General features: G+C 63.1%; 19 protein-coding genes and 1 pseudogene. 7 read left to right on the top strand and 13 right to left on the bottom strand.

Features of this window, described 5'->3' with window-relative positions; translation table 11 throughout:
* The 9 genes from IN820_RS13840 to IN820_RS13880 all read right to left on the bottom strand — a co-directional run.
* Positions 1-767, bottom strand: a 767-nt coding sequence (locus IN820_RS13840) for an electron transfer flavoprotein subunit alpha/FixB family protein (protein WP_193679831.1), incomplete at its 3' end; no start/stop codon positions are given.
* Positions 768-1,517, bottom strand: coding sequence for an electron transfer flavoprotein subunit beta/FixA family protein (locus IN820_RS13845; protein WP_193681518.1), 750 nt, complete (start codon positions 1,515-1,517; stop codon positions 768-770).
* 38 nt (positions 1,518-1,555) lie between these two features.
* Positions 1,556-3,031 carry a tripartite tricarboxylate transporter permease gene (locus IN820_RS13850; RefSeq protein ID WP_193681519.1) on the bottom strand — a complete coding sequence of 492 codons (1,476 nt, stop codon included), beginning with the start codon at positions 3,029-3,031 and terminating at the stop codon, positions 1,556-1,558.
* Between the two features lie 24 nt (positions 3,032-3,055).
* Positions 3,056-3,562, bottom strand: coding sequence for a tripartite tricarboxylate transporter TctB family protein (locus IN820_RS13855; protein WP_193681520.1), 507 nt, complete (start codon positions 3,560-3,562; stop codon positions 3,056-3,058).
* A gap of 58 nt (positions 3,563-3,620) precedes the next feature.
* A complete protein-coding gene (locus IN820_RS13860) occupies positions 3,621-4,604 on the bottom strand; it encodes a Bug family tripartite tricarboxylate transporter substrate binding protein (RefSeq protein ID WP_193681521.1) in 984 nt (327 codons plus the stop codon).
* 103 nt (positions 4,605-4,707) lie between these two features.
* Positions 4,708-5,940: a CaiB/BaiF CoA transferase family protein gene (locus IN820_RS13865; RefSeq protein WP_193681522.1), complete on the bottom strand. Its 1,233-nt coding sequence runs from the start codon at positions 5,938-5,940 to the stop codon at positions 4,708-4,710.
* 71 nt (positions 5,941-6,011) lie between these two features.
* Positions 6,012-7,214 (bottom strand): 3-oxoadipyl-CoA thiolase, encoded by a 1,203-nt coding sequence (locus tag IN820_RS13870; protein ID WP_193681523.1) that lies wholly within the window; start codon positions 7,212-7,214, stop codon positions 6,012-6,014.
* A gap of 23 nt (positions 7,215-7,237) precedes the next feature.
* Positions 7,238-8,767 (bottom strand): 3-hydroxyacyl-CoA dehydrogenase, encoded by a 1,530-nt coding sequence (locus IN820_RS13875; protein WP_193681524.1) that lies wholly within the window; start codon positions 8,765-8,767, stop codon positions 7,238-7,240.
* A 2-nt stretch (positions 8,768-8,769) separates the two neighbouring features.
* The gene (locus IN820_RS13880) at positions 8,770-9,555 is read right to left on the bottom strand and encodes an enoyl-CoA hydratase (RefSeq protein ID WP_193681525.1); all 786 of its coding nucleotides are present in this window, start codon (positions 9,553-9,555) and stop codon (positions 8,770-8,772) included.
* 249 nt (positions 9,556-9,804) lie between these two features.
* On the opposite strand from IN820_RS13880, the gene IN820_RS13885 reads away from it, so the two are divergent.
* Positions 9,805-10,653, top strand: a complete 849-nt coding sequence (locus IN820_RS13885) for an IclR family transcriptional regulator (RefSeq protein WP_193681526.1) — start codon at positions 9,805-9,807, stop codon at positions 10,651-10,653.
* Between the two features lie 64 nt (positions 10,654-10,717).
* The gene (locus IN820_RS13890; RefSeq protein ID WP_193681527.1) at positions 10,718-11,872 is read left to right on the top strand and encodes an acyl-CoA dehydrogenase family protein; all 1,155 of its coding nucleotides are present in this window, start codon (positions 10,718-10,720) and stop codon (positions 11,870-11,872) included.
* Positions 11,873-11,886: 14 nt separating this feature from the next.
* Here IN820_RS13890 and IN820_RS13895 read toward each other — a convergent pair whose 3' ends face one another.
* A complete protein-coding gene (locus tag IN820_RS13895; RefSeq protein ID WP_193681642.1) occupies positions 11,887-12,780 on the bottom strand; it encodes a LysR family transcriptional regulator in 894 nt (297 codons plus the stop codon).
* 146 nt (positions 12,781-12,926) lie between these two features.
* Between IN820_RS13895 and IN820_RS13900 the strand changes: the two genes are divergently transcribed.
* From IN820_RS13900 to IN820_RS13915, 4 genes are read left to right on the top strand one after another with little or no spacing between them, the layout of a single operon-like run.
* Positions 12,927-13,943 (top strand): LLM class oxidoreductase, encoded by a 1,017-nt coding sequence (locus IN820_RS13900; protein WP_193681528.1) that lies wholly within the window; start codon positions 12,927-12,929, stop codon positions 13,941-13,943.
* 1 nt (position 13,944) lies between these two features.
* On the top strand, positions 13,945-14,745 hold the full coding sequence (locus IN820_RS13905; protein WP_193681529.1) for a sugar phosphate isomerase/epimerase family protein: 801 nt from the start codon (positions 13,945-13,947) through the stop codon (positions 14,743-14,745).
* A 23-nt stretch (positions 14,746-14,768) separates the two neighbouring features.
* Positions 14,769-15,578 (top strand): sugar phosphate isomerase/epimerase family protein, encoded by an 810-nt coding sequence (locus IN820_RS13910; protein ID WP_193681530.1) that lies wholly within the window; start codon positions 14,769-14,771, stop codon positions 15,576-15,578.
* A 58-nt stretch (positions 15,579-15,636) separates the two neighbouring features.
* Entirely contained in the window at positions 15,637-16,623 is a 987-nt protein-coding gene (locus IN820_RS13915; RefSeq protein WP_193681531.1) for an LLM class flavin-dependent oxidoreductase, read from the top strand.
* A 65-nt stretch (positions 16,624-16,688) separates the two neighbouring features.
* Here the strand turns inward: IN820_RS13915 and IN820_RS22980 are convergent.
* Both IN820_RS22980 and IN820_RS13925 read right to left on the bottom strand, forming a co-directional pair.
* A pseudogene (locus tag IN820_RS22980) lies at positions 16,689-16,772 on the bottom strand (oxidoreductase); the annotation flags it as partial.
* A 12-nt stretch (positions 16,773-16,784) separates the two neighbouring features.
* Positions 16,785-17,141, bottom strand: a complete 357-nt coding sequence (locus IN820_RS13925) for a putative quinol monooxygenase (RefSeq protein WP_193681532.1) — start codon at positions 17,139-17,141, stop codon at positions 16,785-16,787.
* A gap of 147 nt (positions 17,142-17,288) precedes the next feature.
* Here IN820_RS13925 and IN820_RS13930 point away from each other — a divergent pair, with 147 nt between their 5' ends.
* On the top strand, positions 17,289-18,188 hold the full coding sequence (locus IN820_RS13930) for a LysR substrate-binding domain-containing protein (RefSeq protein WP_193681533.1): 900 nt from the start codon (positions 17,289-17,291) through the stop codon (positions 18,186-18,188).
* A gap of 119 nt (positions 18,189-18,307) precedes the next feature.
* On the opposite strand, the gene IN820_RS13935 is transcribed toward IN820_RS13930, so the two are convergent.
* Entirely contained in the window at positions 18,308-19,504 is a 1,197-nt protein-coding gene (locus IN820_RS13935) for an MFS transporter (protein WP_193681534.1), read from the bottom strand.
* Between the last annotated feature and the right edge of the window lie 221 nt (positions 19,505-19,725).

Genomic DNA, 19,725 nt, shown 5'->3' on the forward strand with positions numbered 1-19,725 from the left:
GCGATGTACAGCTGCGGCGCGACGATCTTGCCGGTCTGGCCGACCTGCATGTCGTTCGGCACGAAACCGGCATCGACCGCGGCACGCGAGGCGCCGACTGCCGCGCCGAGCTTGTCGGCCAGCGAGTACAGGTGCTTGAAGTTCTCGCCGTTCTGCATGCCGCGACCACCGGAAACGACGATCTTGGCAGCGGTCAGTTCGGGACGGTCGGACTTGGCCAGCTCTTCGCCGACGAAGGCGGACTTGCCGGCGTCACCAGTGCCGGCGATCTGCTCGACCACAGCCGAACCACCGGTGGCATTCACGGCATCGAAGCCGGTGGCACGCACGGTGATGACCTTGATCGCGGCGCTGGACTGCACGGTCGCGATGGCGTTACCCGCGTAGATCGGGCGCTTGAAGGTGTCCGGGCTTTCCACCGAAATGATTTCGGAAATCTGGTCGACGTCCAGCTGGGCGGCGACGCGCGGCAGGAAGTTCTTGCCGTTGGTGGTGGCAGCCGCCAGCACGTGGCTGTAATTGGATGCCAGGCCGGCGATCAGCGGCGCGACGTTTTCCGGCAGTTGGTTGGCGTAGGCGGCATCGTCGGCGACCAGCACCTTGGCCACGCCTTCGATCTGCGCGGCCGCCTCGCCGATGGCGCCGCAGCCGCTACCGGCCACCAGCACGTGGATGTCTCCGCCGATCTTGGCAGCGGCAGCGACGGTGTTCAGAGTAGCGGCCGCGAGGACGGCATTGTTGTGTTCAGCGATAACCAGGATAGCCATTTAGATTACCTTCGCCTCGTTCTTCAATTTCTCGACCAGTTCAGCCACGGACTTGACCTTGATGCCGGCGCTGCGGCCGGCCGGCGCTTCGACTTTCAGGGTCTTCACGGTGGAAGTGGTGGTGACGCCCAGCGCATCGGGGGTCAGCACTTCCAGCGGCTTCTTCTTGGCCTTCATGATGTTCGGCAGCGAGGCGTAGCGCGGCTCGTTCAGGCGCAGGTCGGTGGTGACGATCGCCGGCAGGTTCAGCGCAACGGTCTGCAGGCCGCCGTCGATTTCGCGAGTGACGTTGACCTTGTCGCCCGCCACTTCCACCTTCGAGGCGAAGGTGCCCTGGGCGTAACCGGTCAGTGCGCCGAGCATCTGCCCGGTCTGGTTGTTGTCGCTGTCGATCGCCTGCTTGCCGAGGATGACCAGTTGCGGCTGCTCCTTGTCGACCACCGCCTTGAGCAACTTGGCCACGGCCAGGGAATTCAGTTCCTCGCTGGACTCGACCAGCACGGCGCGGTCGGCGCCCAGTGCCAGCGCGGTGCGCAGTTGCTCCTGGGCAGCGGTCGGACCGATGGAGACGACAACGATTTCGCTCGCCACGCCCTTCTCTTTCAGGCGCACGGCTTCTTCCACGGCGATTTCGCAGAAGGGGTTCATCGACATCTTGACGTTGGCGAGATCGACGCCGGACTCGTCCGCCTTGACGCGAACCTTGACGTTGTAGTCGACCACTCTTTTGACTGTTACCAATATTTTCATAAGGTCTCCGATTGCAGGCACCACAGAGGTGGCGGCGATCAATGGGTGCGTAGCGATTGCAGGTAGCGGCGCAAGGCAAAGCCCAGGGAGAGCACCGTCAGGGCTATGAAGAACCAGTCGATGGGGCCACGAACGAACACATCGAAACTGTTATTGCTGATCAGCAGGGAACGACGGAAGTTGTCTTCCAGCATCGGCCCCAGGATGAAACCGATCAGAAATGGCGCCGAGGCGAATCCGGTACGGTTGAAGATGAAGCCGACCAGGCCGAACACCAGCATGACCGCGATATCGAAGGTGCTGTTGTTCACCGCGTAGGCGCCGTAGATGCAGAACATCAGCACGATGGGGAACAGGATCTGCTTGGGCACATCGGCAATTCGGGAGAAATACCGGATCGCCAGTTTGCCGGTACCGAACAACACCACGGAGCTGAGCATGATGCCGCAGAACAGGGCATAGATCAGGTTCATGTTTTCCTGGAACAGGATCGGTCCGGGCGTCAGTCCATGGATCATGAAGGCGCCGAGGATGATCGCGGTGATCACGTCGCCGGGGATGCCCAATGACAGCAGCGGAATCATGGTCGCACCGGCGACCGCGTTGTTGCCCGATTCGGCCGCGGCCACACCTTCCACTTCACCCTTGCCGAAATTGTCCCGGTTGGGGGAATTACGGCGTGCTTCCGAATAGGAGATGAACGAGGCGGCCGTCGCGCCAGTGCCCGGAATGGCACCGATGATCACGCCGATGAAGCTGCCTCGAATGATGCTGCGCATGCTGCCTTTGAGTTCCTGCCAGGTCAGGTCGGCACCGGTCACGGCGGTCTGGATGTGCTCACGGGCCCGCGATAGATAGAACTCGAGTATCTCGGGAATGGCGAATAGACCAATCAACAGTGGGATGAAGTTGATGCGATCCATCAGGTTGTAATTGTCGAAGGTCAGGCGCTCGGTACCGTAGACCGGGTCCATGCCAACCAGCGCGAGTATCACACCTATAGCAGCAGCGACCAGTCCCTTCATCACCGAATCACCTGAAACGGAAATGATGATGGTCAGCGAGAAGCAGATCAGCCAGAAATACTCCGGCGGCCCGAAGCTGAGCGCCAGCTTGGCCAGGTAACCGGCCAGGAAGATCAGCGACAGATTGGAGATGAAGTCGGCGATACAGGACGCGTACAGCGCCATGGACAGCGCTTTCTTGGCTTCACCCTTCTGCGCCATCGGGTAACCGTCCAGCAGCGTGCTGGCCGACGCCGGGGAACCGGGGGTGCGGATCAGGATGGCGGTGATCGATCCGCCATACATGCCGCCCTTGTAGATCCCGACCAGCAGCAGGATCGCGGTGACCGGCTCCATGCCGAAGGTGAACGGCAGGGCCAGGGCGACCGCCATGGTCGCGGTCAGCCCGGGAATGGCACCGATCACGACGCCAATCACCACGCCGAGCGCGATCATCAGGATGTTTTCCACGCTCAGGAAAAGGCTGAGCACCTCGAGCATCTGGTCCATTTCATAGTCTCATCAAGCGGGTACTCAATATCCCCAGAGCGACCCATAAGGCAGGGGAACATTCAGGCCATAGTCGAAGGCCAGGCAGATACCGACCGGCATCGCGACACCCAGCAGATAGATGCCGATGCGCCTGACGCCCATGGCGACGAACAGCAACATCGTGGCCAGCACGCCACAGACCGCCGCGCCCAGCAGTTCCAGCCCGAAGTAGTAGACGGCGAAGGCCAGCAATGGCAGCAGCCATTGACGGACCGGCAGGTCCCGCAGTTTGCTGTACTTTTCTACCCGCTCACGCTCCGGGCCGAACAGCGTGCCTAGCACCAGGCCGATACCAAGCAACAGAATCAACCACCCCATGATCTGAGGAAGGATCAGGGGCGACAGTAGAGGTGACTGAAGCCTGCGTGGCTCCACGATGTACTCTGGAACCAGGTAAAACAGAAACGTCAGGGATGTCGCGATCAGAGCCAGACTGACAGCGGCGTCGGCGCTGGCAAGCCTGGACAGGCGAATAGCAGTGTTTTTCATAAATCTACCCAGTCAGACAGGGGCGTCGCACGGCGACGCCCTGCGAAGCTGCAGTGGTTTATTCGCCGAGGCCGGCGGCCTCGACCAGATCAGCCCACTGCTTGATATCCCGCTCGACCATGGCCTTGAACGCGTCACCCGACTCCTTGCCGGCGACAGCGCCCAGCTGAGGCAGGAAGTCCTTGAACGCCTGGCTTTGCATGACATTGGTGACTGCGACCTGCAATTTTTCGTAGGCCTCGTCGGACATCGATGCGCTGCCGATGAGACCGAACCAGGCCGACGTCGCGAAGTCGGACAAGCCTTGTTCGGCACCGGCGGACTTCACGGTCGGCACGTCCGGCAGGAAGGGCGACGCCTCGCTGGTGGTGACTGCCAGTACGCGCAGCTGCCCGGACTTGATCATCGGATAGACCGTCGGCAGGTTCTCGAATGAAAAGTCGACATCGCCCGACAGCAGTGCCGGAAGCGCCTCGCCACTGCCACGGAACGGAACGTGGGTCATTTGGGGCGCGCCGATCTTGGCTTTGAACAGTTCCCCCGACATATGGATGGAGCTGCCGATACCGGGCGAGCTGTAGGATGTCTTCTCGGTTTTCGCGGCTTGCAAGAACTCCTCGAAGGCCTGGAACCTGCTCTTGGCCGGTACGACCAGGACGTTGGGGATGTCGATGACGTTCTGAATGAAGCGGAAGTCCTTTACCGGGTCATAGGACAGCGGGTACAGGCTCGCGCCAACGGTGTGCCCCGGCGAGGCCATCAGTACGCGGTAATCGGCATCGCGCTTGGAAACCCGGGCCAGCTGCGCGGTGGCAACCGTGGTACCGGCACCCGGGCGGTTCTCGACGATCACGGTCACACCCAGTTCCGTGCCCAGCAGGTCGGCCACCCGGCGGGACAGGATATCCGTGGTACCGCCGGCGGCATACGGAACGACCAGCGTGATGTTCTTGGACGGCCAATCGGCAGCCTGGGCGCTCGCGCCGAGCAGCGGGAGGAACACGGCAGTGCTCGCCACCAGCATTTTCATCAACTTGTTCATATTATCTCTCTTGTGGTTGCGTATTTGATGGCCCGGCGCAGTCGCAACATGACCGGGCGAACGTCCAGCTCAGGCAGTGAGCCAGTACCGGTTAACGGATGAGTTATTCGAGCTGTTCGATGACCCCCTTGTTCTTCAGCAGCTCCAGCGCATCGGCTGAAAGTCCAAGCCGGGACTTCAGCACCTGCTCCGTGTGTTCACCGAGCATCGGTGCCGGCCGCTGGTACTCGACCGGGGTATCGGAAAGCTTCACCGGGCTGCCGACCATCCTGAAGTCCGGGTTCCTGGCGTGCGGGATGTTGACCAGCATGTCGCGGGCCAGCACTTGCGGCTCGGCCAGGGCACGGCCGATGTCGTTGATCACGCCGACCGGCACCTTTGCCGCGTGAATCCGGCTCACCCAGTTGTCGGCGGTATCCTTCAGGAAGCGCTGGGCGAGCAACCCGACGATGGCCTCGCGGTTGCGCACGCGATCGGCGTTCTTGGTGAAGCGCGGGTCCAGCGGCAGTTCCGGCAGGTCGATGGCATCGCACAGGGCGACGAACTGGGTGTCGTTACCGCAAGCGATGATGAAATCCATGTCGCTGGCGGTGAACACCTGATACGGCACGATGTTCACGTGGGCATTGCCCTGCCGCCCCGGCGAGCGGCCGGTGCTCAGGTAGTTCTGGCTCTGGTTGCCCAGCGCCGCCACCTGCACATCCAACAGCGCCATGTCGCAATGCTGGCCGCGACCGGTCTTTTCACGGGCGAGCAACGCGGCCTGGATCGCGATGGTCGAATACAGACCAGTCATCACGTCGGCCACGGCCACGCCCACCTTCTGCGGGCCGGCACCCGGCACACCGTCCTTCTCGCCGGTGACGCTCATCAGGCCGCCCATGCCCTGGATGATGAAGTCGTAGCCGGGCTCCTCGGCGCGCGGGCCGGTCTGGCCGAAACCGGTGATCGAGCAGTAGACCAGACGCGGATTGAGCTTGGACAGGCTGTCGTAGTCCAGCCCGTACTTGGCCAGCGAGCCGGCCTTGTAGTTCTCGATCAGCACGTCGGAGGTGGCGGCCAGCGCGCGCACCAGCTCCTGGCCTTCCGGCGTGGCGATGTTGACGGCCACCGACAGCTTGTTGCGGTTGGTGGACTGGTAATAGGACGCCTCGAGGCTGTTCTCGCCGTCCGGAGTTTTCATGTAGGGCGGGCCCCAGCCACGGGTGTCGTCACCCACGCGCGGACGCTCGACCTTGATCACTTCGGCGCCCAGGTCGGCCAGAACCTGGCCGCACCAGGGACCAGCCAATACACGACTCAGGTCCAGCACCCGAATCCCACTCAATGCACCCATGTCTCTTACCTTTCCAACGCGGCCGACGCGGAACGCCGCCGGCCTGGTTCACATGGCCAAAGGCCTTTTGCTCAGACGCGCTCGATGACCATGGCCAGGCCCTGGCCGACACCGATGCACAGGCTGACGACCGCATAGCGCTTGCCGCTGCGCTGCAGTTCACGCGAGGTGGACAGCGCCAGACGCGCGCCAGAAGCCCCCAGCGGGTGGCCCACGGCGATGGCGCCACCGTTGGGATTGACGCGCGGGTCGTCGAAGGCCACGCCCAGGCCCTTCAGGCAGCCCAGCACCTGGGAGGCGAAGGCTTCGTTGATTTCGATGATGTCCATGTCGGCCAGGCTCAGGCCAGCGCGGGCCACTGCCTTGTTGATGGCTTCCACCGGACCGATACCCATGATGCGTGGCTCGACGCCGGCAGCTGCGGCCGAAAGAATGCGCGCCATCGGCTTGAGGCCGTGCTTCTCGCCGGCGGCCTGACTGCCGATCAGCAGCGCGGCGGCGCCGTCGTTCACGCCCGAGGCGTTACCGGCGGTGACCACGCCGTCTTCGAACAGCGGGCGCAGCCTGGCCAGTGCGGCCATGTCGGATTGCGGACGCGGATGCTCGTCCTCGGCGATCACGCTCGGCGGGGTCTTGCGGCCGGTCGGCACGCTCACCGGCAGGATCTCCTCGGTGAAGAAACCCGCCTGGCGGGCGGCTTCGAACTTGGCTTGCGACGCGGCGGCGAAGGTGTCGGCCGCTTCACGGCTGATGCCGAATTCGCGGGCCACGTTGTCGCCGGTCTGCGGCATGCTGTCGTTGCCGAACTGCTCGATGAGCTTCGGGTTCGGGAAGCGCGCGCCGATGGTGCTGTCGTACACCGTGAAGTCGCGGCTATAGGCCTTTTCGGCCTTGGCCATGACGAACGGGGCGCGTGACATGCTTTCCACGCCGCCGGCCACGAACAGCTCGCCCTCGTCGCAGGTGACGGCGCGGGCGGCATCGATGACCGCGGCCAGGCCGCTGGCGCACAGACGGTTGACGGTCTGGCCGGGCACGCTGACCGGCAGGCCGGAGAGCAGCACGGCATGACGGGCGATGTTACGGCTGTCCTCGCCGGCCTGGTTGGTATTGCCGAGGATCAGATCGTCGACGGCGGCGCCGTCGATGCCGGTACGGGCGATCAGCTCGCGGATCACGTCGGCAATCAGATCATCCGGGCGAACCGGCGCCAGACCACCGCCGTGGCGTCCGAAGGGTGTACGCAGGCCTGCGTAGATGTAGGCGTTCAGCATGACGATACCTCTATGGAAAGCGGTTAAACGGCGGACGGCTCATCCAGGCGCAACGACAGCCCCAGCTGAGCACGACGACGCAGCCAGGGGCTCGGGCGGTAACGCGGGTCATTGGTCACGCTCACCATGCGCTCGAGTATGGTCAGCAGGCGACGCGGGCCGAGGTTGTCGCCCCAGGCCAGCGGGCCCTGCGGATAACCCAGCCCCAGACGTACGGCCTGGTCGATGTCCTCGGGGCTGGCGATCCGCTGCTGGGCGATGTCGCAGGCCAGGTTGACCACCATGGCCAGCACGCGCTGGGCCACGAAGCCGACACTGTCGCGGATCACGGTGACGCCCACGCCATCGCGGGCGAACAGCGCATGGGCGGCAGCGCGCATGTCCGGACGGGTGGCCGGATTCATCATCAGCGTGCGGTGGCGAGACAGGTCGGTCAGCAGATCAATGCACAGGGTACGCGCGGCATCCACGCCGAAACGGCTGGTGGCGGTGGTGGCGTCATCGCCGTAGGGCGCGATCAGGCACAGCGCCTGCTCGGAAGGATGATCGCCCTCCTCCACCTGCGCACCCAGCGCATCGAGCAGCCCAACCAACTTTTGCCGGTCGACCGCGTTCTCGCTGGCGACCCACACCGGCGGCAACTGCTCGACGCTCGGCACCGGTTGCGGTTGCGGCGCATCGACCATCTGGCCGTTCTGATAGCGGTAGAAGCCCTGCCCCACCTTGCGGCCCACGCGACCGGCCACCAGCATCTGGCGGGTCAGCGGCGACGGCGTGTAGCGCGGGTCGTGGTAGAACTGGTTGAAGATGGATTCCATCACCGGATGGGAAACGTCCAGCGCGGTGAGGTCGAACAGCTCCAGCGGGCCCATGCGGAAACCGGCGCCCTCACGCAGGATGCGGTCCACCTCGCCTTGCTGGGCGACACCCTCGCCGAGGATCTTCAGGGCTTCGGTGCCGTAGGCACGGCCGGCGTGGTTGACGATGAAACCGGGAGTGTCCTTGGCGCGCACACCGGTGTGCCCCATGCGCCGGGCCAGCTCCAGCAGGGCATCGCTGACGGCCGGATCAGTGGCGATGCCGTCGATGACTTCCACCACCTTCATCAACGGAACGGGGTTGAAGAAGTGAAAGCCGGCGACCCGCTGCGGATGCCGGCAGGCGGTGGCGATGGCGCTCACCGACAGCGACGAGGTGTTGGTCGCCAGGATGCACTCGGCGTCGACGATGCCTTCCAGCTGGGTCAGCAGGCCACGCTTGGCATCCAGATTCTCGACGATGGCTTCCACCACCATGTCGCAATCGGCGAGTTCCTCGATGGCGGCGACCGGCTTGAGCAGCGCCAGGGCAGCGTCGGCGGCGTCCTGGGCGATCTTGCCCTTGGCCACCAGTTTGCCGAGGGTGGCCGCGAGATTGTCGCGCGCGGTCGAGGCAGCGCCTTCACGGGCATCGTACAGACGCACTTGCACGCCAGCCTGCGCCGCGATCTGGGCGATGCCGGCACCCATAACGCCGGTGCCGACCAGCCCCATGATGTTGATCGAGCGAGCCATGTTTATTTCCCGCAGTAGGTGGGTTTACGCTTCTCGAAGAAGGCGGCGGCGCCTTCCTTCTGATCAGCGGAATCGAACAGCAGCTGGAACGCCTTGCGCTCCAGGGTCAGTGCACTGTCCAGCGGCAGATCGGCGCCGGCCAGCATCACTTCCTTGATCTGTTGCACCGCCAGCGGCGGCAGCGCGGCGATCTCGCTGGCCAGGGCCAGGGCGCGCCCAAGGGTCTGATCGTCCGGCACCACTTCGCTGACCATGCCAATGGCCAATGCCTCGGGCGCCTTGACCATGCAGCCGGTCAAGGCGATGCGCATGGCCTGGAACTTGCCGACCGCGCGAATCAGGCGCTGGGTACCACCGGCGCCCGGCATCAGGCCGAGCTTGACTTCCGGCTGGGCGAAGCGGGCCGACTCGCCGGCCACGATGATGTCGCAGTGCATCGCCAGTTCGCAGCCGCCGCCCAGGGCGAAGCCGTTGACGGCAGCGATGACCGGCTTCGGGCAGCGGGCAATCGGCTCCCACAGCAGCTCGGTGTGACGGCCATACATCTCGATCGGCGAGGCGCTGGCAAACTCCTTGATGTCCGCCCCCGCCACGAAGAACTGCTCGCCCCCGGTAAGCACGACGGCGCGAATGTCGTCGCGCCGGGCGAGCGCGCGGAAGTACTCGGCCAGCTGATGGCGAACGGCTGCATTGAGCGCGTTCTTGGCGTCGGGACGGCTGATACGCACGAGGGCGACACCGTCGGCCGGGTACTCCAGCAGCACGACTGGATCGATTGGTTGACTCATTTCGGCTCCGGTTTGATCATGCAACAATGCCCGCTATGCGAAATTCCATTCCACGCTTTGACCAAATAATAGGTTCCAACTTCGTTTTTTGTAAATGTCGCTTCTTGTAGATACGTCGTTATCCTCAGCAAAGGCCCATTGCACGGACGTTTGAGAGACAAAAAACTTTCCGCATGTCGCAGTTGCCGAATGTCCGCTATGCGGAATACAATTTCGAAAACTTGATTTTATGAAAATGGAGGCTCTACCATGCAACGCAAGATCAAGGATCGGTCCCCGGACAAGGACGCAGCTTCGGAGATCGAACGGGTACTGATCGATCCGATGTCGACCCTCGAGGAGGAGGAAAAGGATCGCCAGTTCGTCACCGCTCTAGCCCGGGGCCTGGAGTTGCTGCGCTGCTTCAGCCCGCGTGAAAGCGTGCTGAGCAATCAGGAGCTGGCCCGCAAGGCCAACCTGCCGCGGCCGACCGTCAGCCGGCTGACTTACACGCTGACGCGCCTGGGCTATCTGAAGCAGTTGCCCCAGGGCAAATACCAGCTGGACGTCGGTGTGATGTCGTTCGGCTACGGGATGCTCTCCAACCTGTCGATTCGGGCTGTGGCGCATCCGCTGATGGAACAGTTGGCCAACCACGCCAGTGCGGCGGTGGCGATGGCGGCTCGGGACCGGCTACAGATGGTTTACCTGGACGTCGTGCACGGTCAGGGCAACCTCACGATGCGGCGCCAGGTGGGGACCCATCTGCCCCTGCATCTCAGCTCGGCGGGACGTGCATGTCTGGCCGGCCTGCCGGAAAGCGAATGTGATTTTCTGCTGGACCACATCCGTACCCGGCATGCGGAGGAATGGCCGAAGGTCCGCAAGAGCCTGGAAAAGGCCTTCCGGGACTACGCCGACTATGGCTATTGCCTGTCGATTGGCGAATGGCACCGGGATGTGAATGCGGTTGCCGTGCCCATGGTGCATGCGCAACACGGGCTGCTGGTTTTCAACTGCGGCGGCCCGAGTTTCCAGCTCTCGCGCGAAAAGCTGGAAGAGGACATCGGACCGCGACTGGTCCACATGGTGAGCAACATCGAGGCCAGCACCCGCTGATGGAGATGCGGGTCGTGCCTCGTCGACATGACGCGTCCGACCATCGGACCCCCGAGGAGCACACATGATCCGCGATCCGGAAACTCTGCAAATCCTGCTGGATTCCATCCGCCAGTTCGTCAACGAAGCGCTGATCCCGCGCGAAAACGAGGTCGCCGAAACCGACTCGATGCCGGTGGACATCGTCGAGCAGATGAAGGAAATGGGCCTGTTCGGCCTGACCATTCCGGAGGATTTCGGCGGTCTGGGCGTGACCATGGAAGAGGAAGTGAACATCGCTTTCGAACTGGGCCGCACGTCCCCGGCGTTCCGCTCCTATATCGGCACCAACAACGGCATTGGCTCCATCGGCATCCTGCTCGACGGCACCGAGGAGCAGAAGGCCAGGTACCTGCCCAAACTGGCAGCCGGCGAGTTCCTCAGCGCCTTCTGCCTGACCGAGCCGGACTCCGGCTCCGATGCCGCCTCCCTGAAGACCACCGCCGTGCGCGACGGTGAGTTCTACGTCATCAACGGCACCAAGCGTTTCATCACCAACGCACCGCAAGCCGGCATCTTCACCGTGATGGCTCGAACCAACCGTGAAATCAAGGGCGCCGGTGGCATCAGCTCGTTCATCGTCGAGGCCAACACGCCTGGTGTCACCGTCGGCAAGCGCGACCACAAGATGGGCCAGAAAGGCGCCCACACCGCCGACGTGATTTTCGAGAACGTCCGCGTGCCGGCCGGGAACCTGATCGGCGGCAAGGAAGGCGTCGGCTTCAAGACAGCCATGAAAGTGCTCGACAAAGGCCGTCTGCATATCGCCGCGCTCTCCGTGGGCGCCGCCGAACGCATGCTCGCCGACTCGCTGCAGTACGCCATCGAACGCAAGCAGTTCGGCCAGCCCATCGCCGAGTTCCAGCTGATCCAGGGCATGCTGGCCGACAGCAAGGCCGAGATCTACGCCGCCCGCTGTATGGTGCTGGACGCCGCGCGCAAGCGCGACGAAGGCCTGAACGTGAGCACCGAAGCCTCCTGCGCCAAGATGTTCGCCACCGAGATGTGCGGTCGCGTGGCCGACCGAGGCGTGCAGATCCACGGTGGCGCCGGCTATGTCAGCGAATATGCCATCGAGCGCTTCTACCGCGACGTGCGGCTGTTCCGCCTGTACGAGGGCACGACCCAGATCCAGCAGGTCATCATCGCCCGCAACATGATCCGCGAAGCACAGCGCTGACAGCCGAGCCTGTCTCAGCCCGGGCCGGAGGCCAGCCGCGCCGCAATGAAGTCTACGAAGGCCTTGATCTTCGGCAGCGGCTGTCGGCTGGAAGGCCACAAAATACTGAGCGTACGCCGGTCCTGGATATAGCTATCCAACAACGGGACCAGGCGTTGCTGCTCGATGGCCTCAGCCACGATGAAGTCCGGCAGGCAAGCAATGCCCTGCCCGGCTTCAGCCATCGCCAGCAGCGGGTCCACCGCATTGGTGACGGCGGTCTGCGGCAGATCCAGGCTCAGGCATTTGTCGCCAGCGAACAGGGGCCAGGCGTCCAGCTTGCCGCTGGACGGGTAGCGGTAGTGAAGGCAGGCATGCGCTGCCAGGTCTGCAGGGACCGTGGGCTCGCCACGGCGCGCGAGGTAGTCCGGCGTGGCGACCAACCGATGGCTGAAGCCATTGAGCCTGCGCATCATCAAGCGGGAATCCTGCACTTCGCCGATGCGCATCACCGCATCGAAGCCTTCCTCGATGACATTAACCAGGCGGTCGCTGAAATCCAATTCCAGTTCTACCGCGGGATACGCCTGTTGGAAGGCGATCAGATGCGGCATCAAGCGCATGCCCAGTTGCGGCAGGCTGATGCGCAGCTTGCCCTGGGGATTGCCGGCTGCTTGAGTCAGTTCGCGCTCAGCCACTTCCAGCTCGGCAAAGATGCGGTGGCAGCGCTCGAGGAACAAGGCGCCCTCGGCCGTGAGGGTGATCGCCCGGGTCGAGCGATGAAAAAGCCGCACCCCGAGGCGTTCCTCGAGACGGGTCACGGCCTTGCCGATGGCCGATGAAGACAGCTCCAGCCGCCGCCCGGCCTCGGTGAAGCTGCGCGCTTCGGCCGCATGAACAAAGGCGGACAGCGCACCGAGCTGGTCCATCTTGGCGCTCATGGATTACATCCTTTTGTTCCTCAATGTTTGGAATTCTAGCTTATTTTTCTTTTCTGCCTAGCCGCCTATAGTCCCCGGCATCCTGATCCGCGGCCGCGTTACCGTGGGTCGCTCGTTCTTCTCGCGAGGTTTCCATGCCGTCCACCGCTTCCTATCCAGCATTACCCAAGGAGCTTGCCGAACACCGCGGGTATGCCCGCGTGTTCCAACCCGGACATCTGACCTTCGGTTTTATCGCTCCACTGGAAAGCTATCCCGACAGCCCCGGTCCCACCTTGGCGGACCATGGCGCCATGGCGCGCAAAGTCGACCAGGCCGGCTTTTCGGCCATCTGGCTGCGGGACGTGCCGTTCTACGATCCCAACTTCGGTGACGTCGGCCAGATAATCGACCCGATGGTGTATGCCGGTTACCTGGCCGCCATCACGGAAAACATCGCCATCGGCACCGCCGGCATCGTTCTACCACTGCGCGACCCCTTGATTGTCGCCAAGCAGGCCGCCAGCGTGGACCAGTTGCTGGGTGGCCGTTTCATTCTCGGCCTGGCCACTGGCGATCGCCCGATCGAATACCCGGCATTCGGCAGTGATTTCGATAACCGCGCCGAGCGCTTCCGCGATGCCCTGGCGGTGGTGCGTGCCGCCACCGAGCGCGCCTGGCCCGTTCATGGCTCGGCCTACTACGGTGAACTGACCGGCAACCTGGACCTGGTACCGAAGCCCGCGGCGCCGCGCCTGCCGACGGTGGTTGTGGGCATGGCGGGCCAGACCATGGAGTGGATCGCGCAGAACACCGACGGCGTGCTGTGGTACCTCACCGATCCGGCGAAGATTCCCGACATCGTCAACCGCTGGCACCTGGCAAGCCAGGGGCAACCCTTCAAGCCCTACGGCTACGGCACCTTCTTCGATCTGGATGCCGACCCTGACCTGCCCCTGCAACCCGGCCGCGTGATGCGGGCCGGGCGCAACACCCTGATCGACCTGTGGCGCCGCCAGCAGGACCAGGGCGTCGCGCATGTAGCCTTGAACTTCAAGCCGCAGCGCCGCCCCGCCTCAGAGGTGATCGACGAGATGGGCGAGTACATCCTGCCGCATTTTCCCAGCCTGGCGCCGTCCCTGACGCCCCCATCCGCGCAACGGAGTCGTTGACATGCGACATGCTGCTCACGCCATGGATTTCATTTTCCAGACCAGGCTCGGCACTTACCCACTGGCGGTGCAGTGCGAAATGCTCGCCGAACTGGGGTACCAGGGCATGACCGTTTCGTCCTGGAGTCCGGAGCTCAAGGAGCTGCCGAAGGTCAAGGCGGATTGGGGGCTCGATGTCGGCGGCGTCTATGCCATCTACCGCCAGGGACTGGAGGACTGGCTTGTCACGCTGTTCGAATCCATCGAAGGTTGCAGCACCATCGAACTGGCCCTGCATTCGGGCGACAAGGTTCAGCAGCAGGACCTCCGGATGCTCGAGCGCTTGCTGCCGATCTGCGAGCGTCGCGACCTGCAGATCGCGCTGTACCCCCATATCCGCTACGGCATGCAGACCACTACCGAAGCGGTGCAGCTGTGCGAGCGCTTCGACCACCCGCGCCTGGGCATTGTGTTCAACGGCTATCACTGGTTCGCCATCCAGGAAGGCGAGCTGGAACAGCGGCTGGACGCACTTTGGCCCTGGCTTAAACAGGTGAACATCGCCGGCTGCCGGCTCTCGCCGTTGGGCTGGGGTGGCGCGGCGACCATCGAGCCCCTTGATGAAGGTGAAATGGACAATTTCGTGCTGCTGGGCGCGCTCGAACGCCGCGGCTACACGGGTCATGTCGGCTTCCTCGGCTGGGAAAGCATGGGCGGCGATGTGCATGGCAATCTCCATCGCTCGCTCACCGCCTTCCGTTCCATGGAGCAGCGCCTGGCGCGCAATCCTCATTGGGCGCTGATGACGGACTTCCCCCGTTGAAGGCCGCAGCAATGGATACGCCGATGAGAAATCCCATCCATGCCCTGGATTCGTTCTTCTACACCTCCATGGGCGTCTACAGCTTCCAGGCCCAGTGCGAGATGGTCGCGGAGGTTGGCTACGACGCCATCACCGTCGCCGCCTGGGGCGGGCAGCCGCTGACCGATCTTTCGCAACTGAAGCACGTCAAGGCCAAGCACGGCCTGGATATCGCGGCGCTGTACATGGTGCTGCATGAAGGGCGCAACGACGAAGTGGTCCGGCGACTCGTCGAGTCCGTCGAGGGCGTGGAGCTGATCGAACTGGCGGTGCAGACCTCGGTCAACGGCGTGCCGGCGATTCTGAAGGTGATCGACAGCTTGTTGCCCATCGTCGAGCGCCGCGGCCTGCGATTGGCCCTCTACCCGCATCGCAACCACGTCACGCAAACCACCTCCCAGGTCGTGGAGCTGTGCAACTACTACAGCCACCCGCAGCTGGGCGCAGTGTTCAACGGCTACCACTGGTACGCCAGCCAGGAAGGTGATCTGCAGGGCCGGCTGGATGCCATGCGCCCTTGGCTGATGCAGGTCACCACCTCAGGTTCGGCGCTTTCGCCGCTGGGCTGGGGCGGCGTGGCCACCATGGAGCCGCCCGATCGTGGCGAGCTGGACAATTTCGCCCTGCTCGGCGTCCTGGCACGCATGGGCTACGCCGGGCGAATCGGCGTGCTCGGCTGGGATTACGGCGGCGACGTCTACCTGAAATTGCAGCGTTCCCTGCATGCCATGCACGGTATCCAGCAGCGCCTGGCGACCCACCCGAGCTGGGCGGACCTCCCGCTCAAGCGTTAACCCTGGGACGGCGCTGCGATTGACGCCAGCCCTCGCGCTTTATCCAACTGGAGTTCTTATGACCGCACTGTCCGTGCTTGACCTCATGATGATCGGCGAAGGCAAAGGCTTCGCCGATACCCTTGAAGACGCTCGTCGACTGGCCCGCCATGTCGAACAGCATGGCTACAACCGCTACTGGATCGCCGAGCACCATGATCTGCCCGGCATCGGTTCGATGGCCACGCCGCTGATCATTCAGCACTTGGCCGCCTCGACCAGCACGCTGCGCGTGGGCGCGGGCGGCGTGATGCTGCCCAATCACTCGCCGCTGATCGTGGCCGAACAGTTTGGCACCTTGCACACGTTGTTCCCCGGGCGCATCGACCTTGGCGTCGGACGCGCACCGGGCGGTGGCGGCCCGACCGTACGCGCCATTCGTGGCATCAGCCAGGAGCGGGACTTCCCCCAGGACGTGCAGCGGGTGCTCGATTACCTGGAGGACAATGGCAAGGAACCGGTACGCGCGCTGCCGGGTCGGCACGATGTGCCGGTCTGGGTATTGGGCTCGAGTTTGCAAGGCGCTGATCTGGCTGCGCGGATGGGCCTGCCGTACGCCTTTGCCTCACACTTCGCCCCGCAGATGCTGATGCACGCACTGGCGCATTACCGGGACAATTTCCGCCCTTCCGTTTACCTGGACAAGCCCTACGCCATGGCGGGGGTCAACGTGATTGCCGCCGATACCCGCGCCGAGGCGCAGTACCTGGCCAGTTCCCATCAGCAATGGGTGGTGAAACTGCACGCCGGCCGTCCAGGGTTGCTGCCGGCTCCGGAAGAAGGCTACCTAGCAACGATCACGCCCATGGATCGACAGGGACTGGATCAGGCCATGGCCTGTACCGCTATCGGTGACAAGCAGGAAGTCGGCGCCTGGCTGCGGCAGTTCATCGCCACCACCGGCGCGGACGAACTGATGATCGATGCGCGCATCTACGATCCGGTCGCGCGTTGCCGCTCCTATCAACTGGCGGCGGAGTCGATTGAAGACCTGTTGACTCGCTGACGGCCCTGCGGAGGCGCGGCCTAAAAGGTCGTCCTCCGCAGCGCCCATAGCCGCCTGGCAAGGCGTCAGAGGATATCGTCCACCACCCCACCATCGACCCGCAGTGCGGCGCCGCTGGTGGCAGACGCCTGGTTGGAGCAGACATCTACGGGACCACCGTCTCAGGTGCGGGTAAAGCCATCGAACGAGTTCATGTAGACCGCCCCGAAGGCGTCCAGGTGCTTACGGGTGGGCTCGTCCGGGCTGCCATAAACCAGAAGGCTGGTGATCGTCACCAGTTCGAGAAACTTCTCGCCGAACGGCGCGAAGGTCTGCTCGATATGGCTGACCACCGCGTCCGCTCGGTAGCGCTCGATGATGTGCACAACCGTGTGGTCGTCGTTGACGCTGTATTCGTACATCAGCGTGCCCGGCTCCTGGCTGGTCGCGGCAACGATTTCGGCAACCAGTCGCTTGAACTCGGGGAAGTGTTCCGGCGCCAGGCTGAGGGTGAAAATGTTGATGACTTCGTCTTTCATGGTTTGTCCTCTGTCGTGAGTAAGCCAACGCCTGTTCGGGATACGAGCGCGCTGCTGGGTTGGACGTCATGCTAAGGTAGAGCCTCACGCCGATAAACAGACTGGAAATCACAGATAGGTAGCATTCATCGCTACCAGGAAATTGTAATGACCTCAGAAGACTCGTTCAGCGGCATCCACATTTTTCTGGCCACCGCTCGTTCCGCGACCTTCACCGAGGCAGCCGAGCGGTTGGGCCTCTCCAAATCCGCCGTGGGCAAGGCGATCGCCCGTTTGGAAGCGAGGGTTGGCACGAGCCTGTTCTATCGGTCGACGAGACGACTATCCCTCTCCCCCGACGGCGAAGCCTACTTCACGGTATGGTCCGCTGCCCTGGAGGAGATCAAGGCCACCGAGAGCAACCTCGGCAACCGGCTCGGCGTGCCGGCCGGGCGCCTGCGTGTGGATATGCCGGTAGCCTTCGGTAAACAGGTGGTATTGCCGATTCTGCTGGACATGAGCAAGCGCTTCCCACAGTTGCAGCTGACCCTGACCTTCAGCGACCAACTGGTGGACCTGACCGAAGAAGGTATCGATTTGGCCATTCGCTTTGGCAGCGTCGACAGCGTGCCCGGATTGGTCGCCAGGCGTCTCACCGCACACCGATGGGTGACCTGTGCGTCGCCGGGTTACCTGGAACAAAACGGCACGCCCTTGACGCTGGAAGACATGACCCGGCATCGCGCCATCGTGGGCTATCGCCGCGGCAGTCTGATGCCATGGAAGATGACCAAGGACGGGCAAGCCGTGAAGTTCTCGCCGCCACCGACATACCAATTTGACGACGCGGAAGCCATGATCGAGGCCACACGAGCAGGGCTCGGGATCTGCCAGATGCCGTTATGCCTGTTTGAAAAAGATATCGAAACGCAGGCGGTCGTTCCGCTGCTCGAACCATTCGAACCTGCCCCGGTAGAGGTTCACGCGCTGTGGTCGAAAAGCAATCACCTGCGACCCAAGATCCGTTATCTGGTCGATGAGTTGCTGAAGCTACATGGCCACGCTTAATTAGTGCAAAACGCGGTCTATCATCCCGACCGGCGCTGGTTTGATGGGTGCAGGCTGGCTACCGCTACAGCCCCGGCCCATTGACTGCGCAGCCTCCGGGGCCGTCACCGGGACTTCGCTTACTCGCTCACATACCGCTTACGACCTGCCAGAACCGCGAAGATGATCTGGAGGCATCCGGCCCCCAGCAAGACCATCATGGGGACATGCCAGCTTCCGGTAAGCCCGCGCAAGTAACCCGCCAAGAACGGACCGCATGCTCCAAGTCCGTAGCCTATGCATTGCCCCATCGCCGACAACGAACTGGCCTGATGGTGATCGCGGGCGCGCAAGCTGAACAGGCTGAGACAGGTGACCATCGACATTCCGGCGCCTACTCCAGCGAATAGCAGCCACACGAGAGACATTGCTGGAGCCATCAGCAATCCGGCCACTCCGATCACAATCGCGGCGGAACAGATGAAACCCAGCAGGCGCTGGTCATGCATACGCTTTATCGCCACCGACGTGGCTAAATTGGCCAGCACTGCAATCGCTTGATAGGCAAATAAATAAGCTCCAGCCTTTACAGCCCCGATGCCTACGGACGCCGCCATCGCTGGAAACCAATCGATAAGGGTATAAAACGTCAATGTTTGCAACGCCATGAACATCGAGACTTGCCAGGCGATCCCGCTGCGCCATACGGTGCTGCGGCCCACAGGCGGCGCCCCCAGGACAATCGAGTCGGCGCTCCTGGCATGCGGCCACCAGCAGAAAGCGGCGATCAGGGCGAGACCGAACCAGATTCCCAGCGACACTTTCCATGCGTAATCCGTGAGTTCCGACAACGGTGCCGCGAGCCCGCTGGCCAATGCAGCCATCAAGGCCATCGTTGCCGCATAGAGGCCCACGCACAAGGCGGTGTGGCTGGGAAAATCGCGCTTGACCAGCGGCACGACGAGTACGTTGGCCACCGCAATGCCACCCCCAATCAGCAGGGTCCCGAGCCACAAGCCGCTGTAGAGGCCCGTCGAACGGACCAGGCAACCCAGGGCAATTATGCCCAGCGCTCCGAACAGCGCATGCTCCAGGCTGATACGCCGGGTCAACCAGGGGGCCAGGGGGGAGGCGCATGCAAAAATGAGCAACGGCAGCGCATTGAGCAATCCCGCAGCAGCCGGCGTCAATCCGAAGTAGTCCTGCACCTGCGAGAGGACGGGGCCGAGCGATGTGATGGGGGCGCGCAAATTCGCTGCGATGAGCAAGATGCCCAAAAGCAGGGATGAGCCAAAAAAGGAGGTTTCGACGCGAGCAACCGACGAGGAGTTTGACATTGCTAACCACGCACAACAGGGGGATACAGATATCCCGAGTGTGCGTTGGTTGACGTTAACGCTTACGCAATGCGCTTATCCGCGCAATGTCTGAACCGGATTCTAGCAAAGGTGGAAAACCGGATGCAACGCCATCGCTCAGCGGGAGCCTGCCTGCAGTCGGACATCTTCCGAATAAGGCTCATGTAGTTGTTCCACCACAAGGAACAGAGTTATTTGAG

Origin of the sequence: Pseudomonas lopnurensis (assembly GCF_015070855.1) — a bacterium.
In the GTDB taxonomy this organism is placed as follows: Bacteria; Pseudomonadota; Gammaproteobacteria; order Pseudomonadales; family Pseudomonadaceae; genus Stutzerimonas; species Stutzerimonas lopnurensis.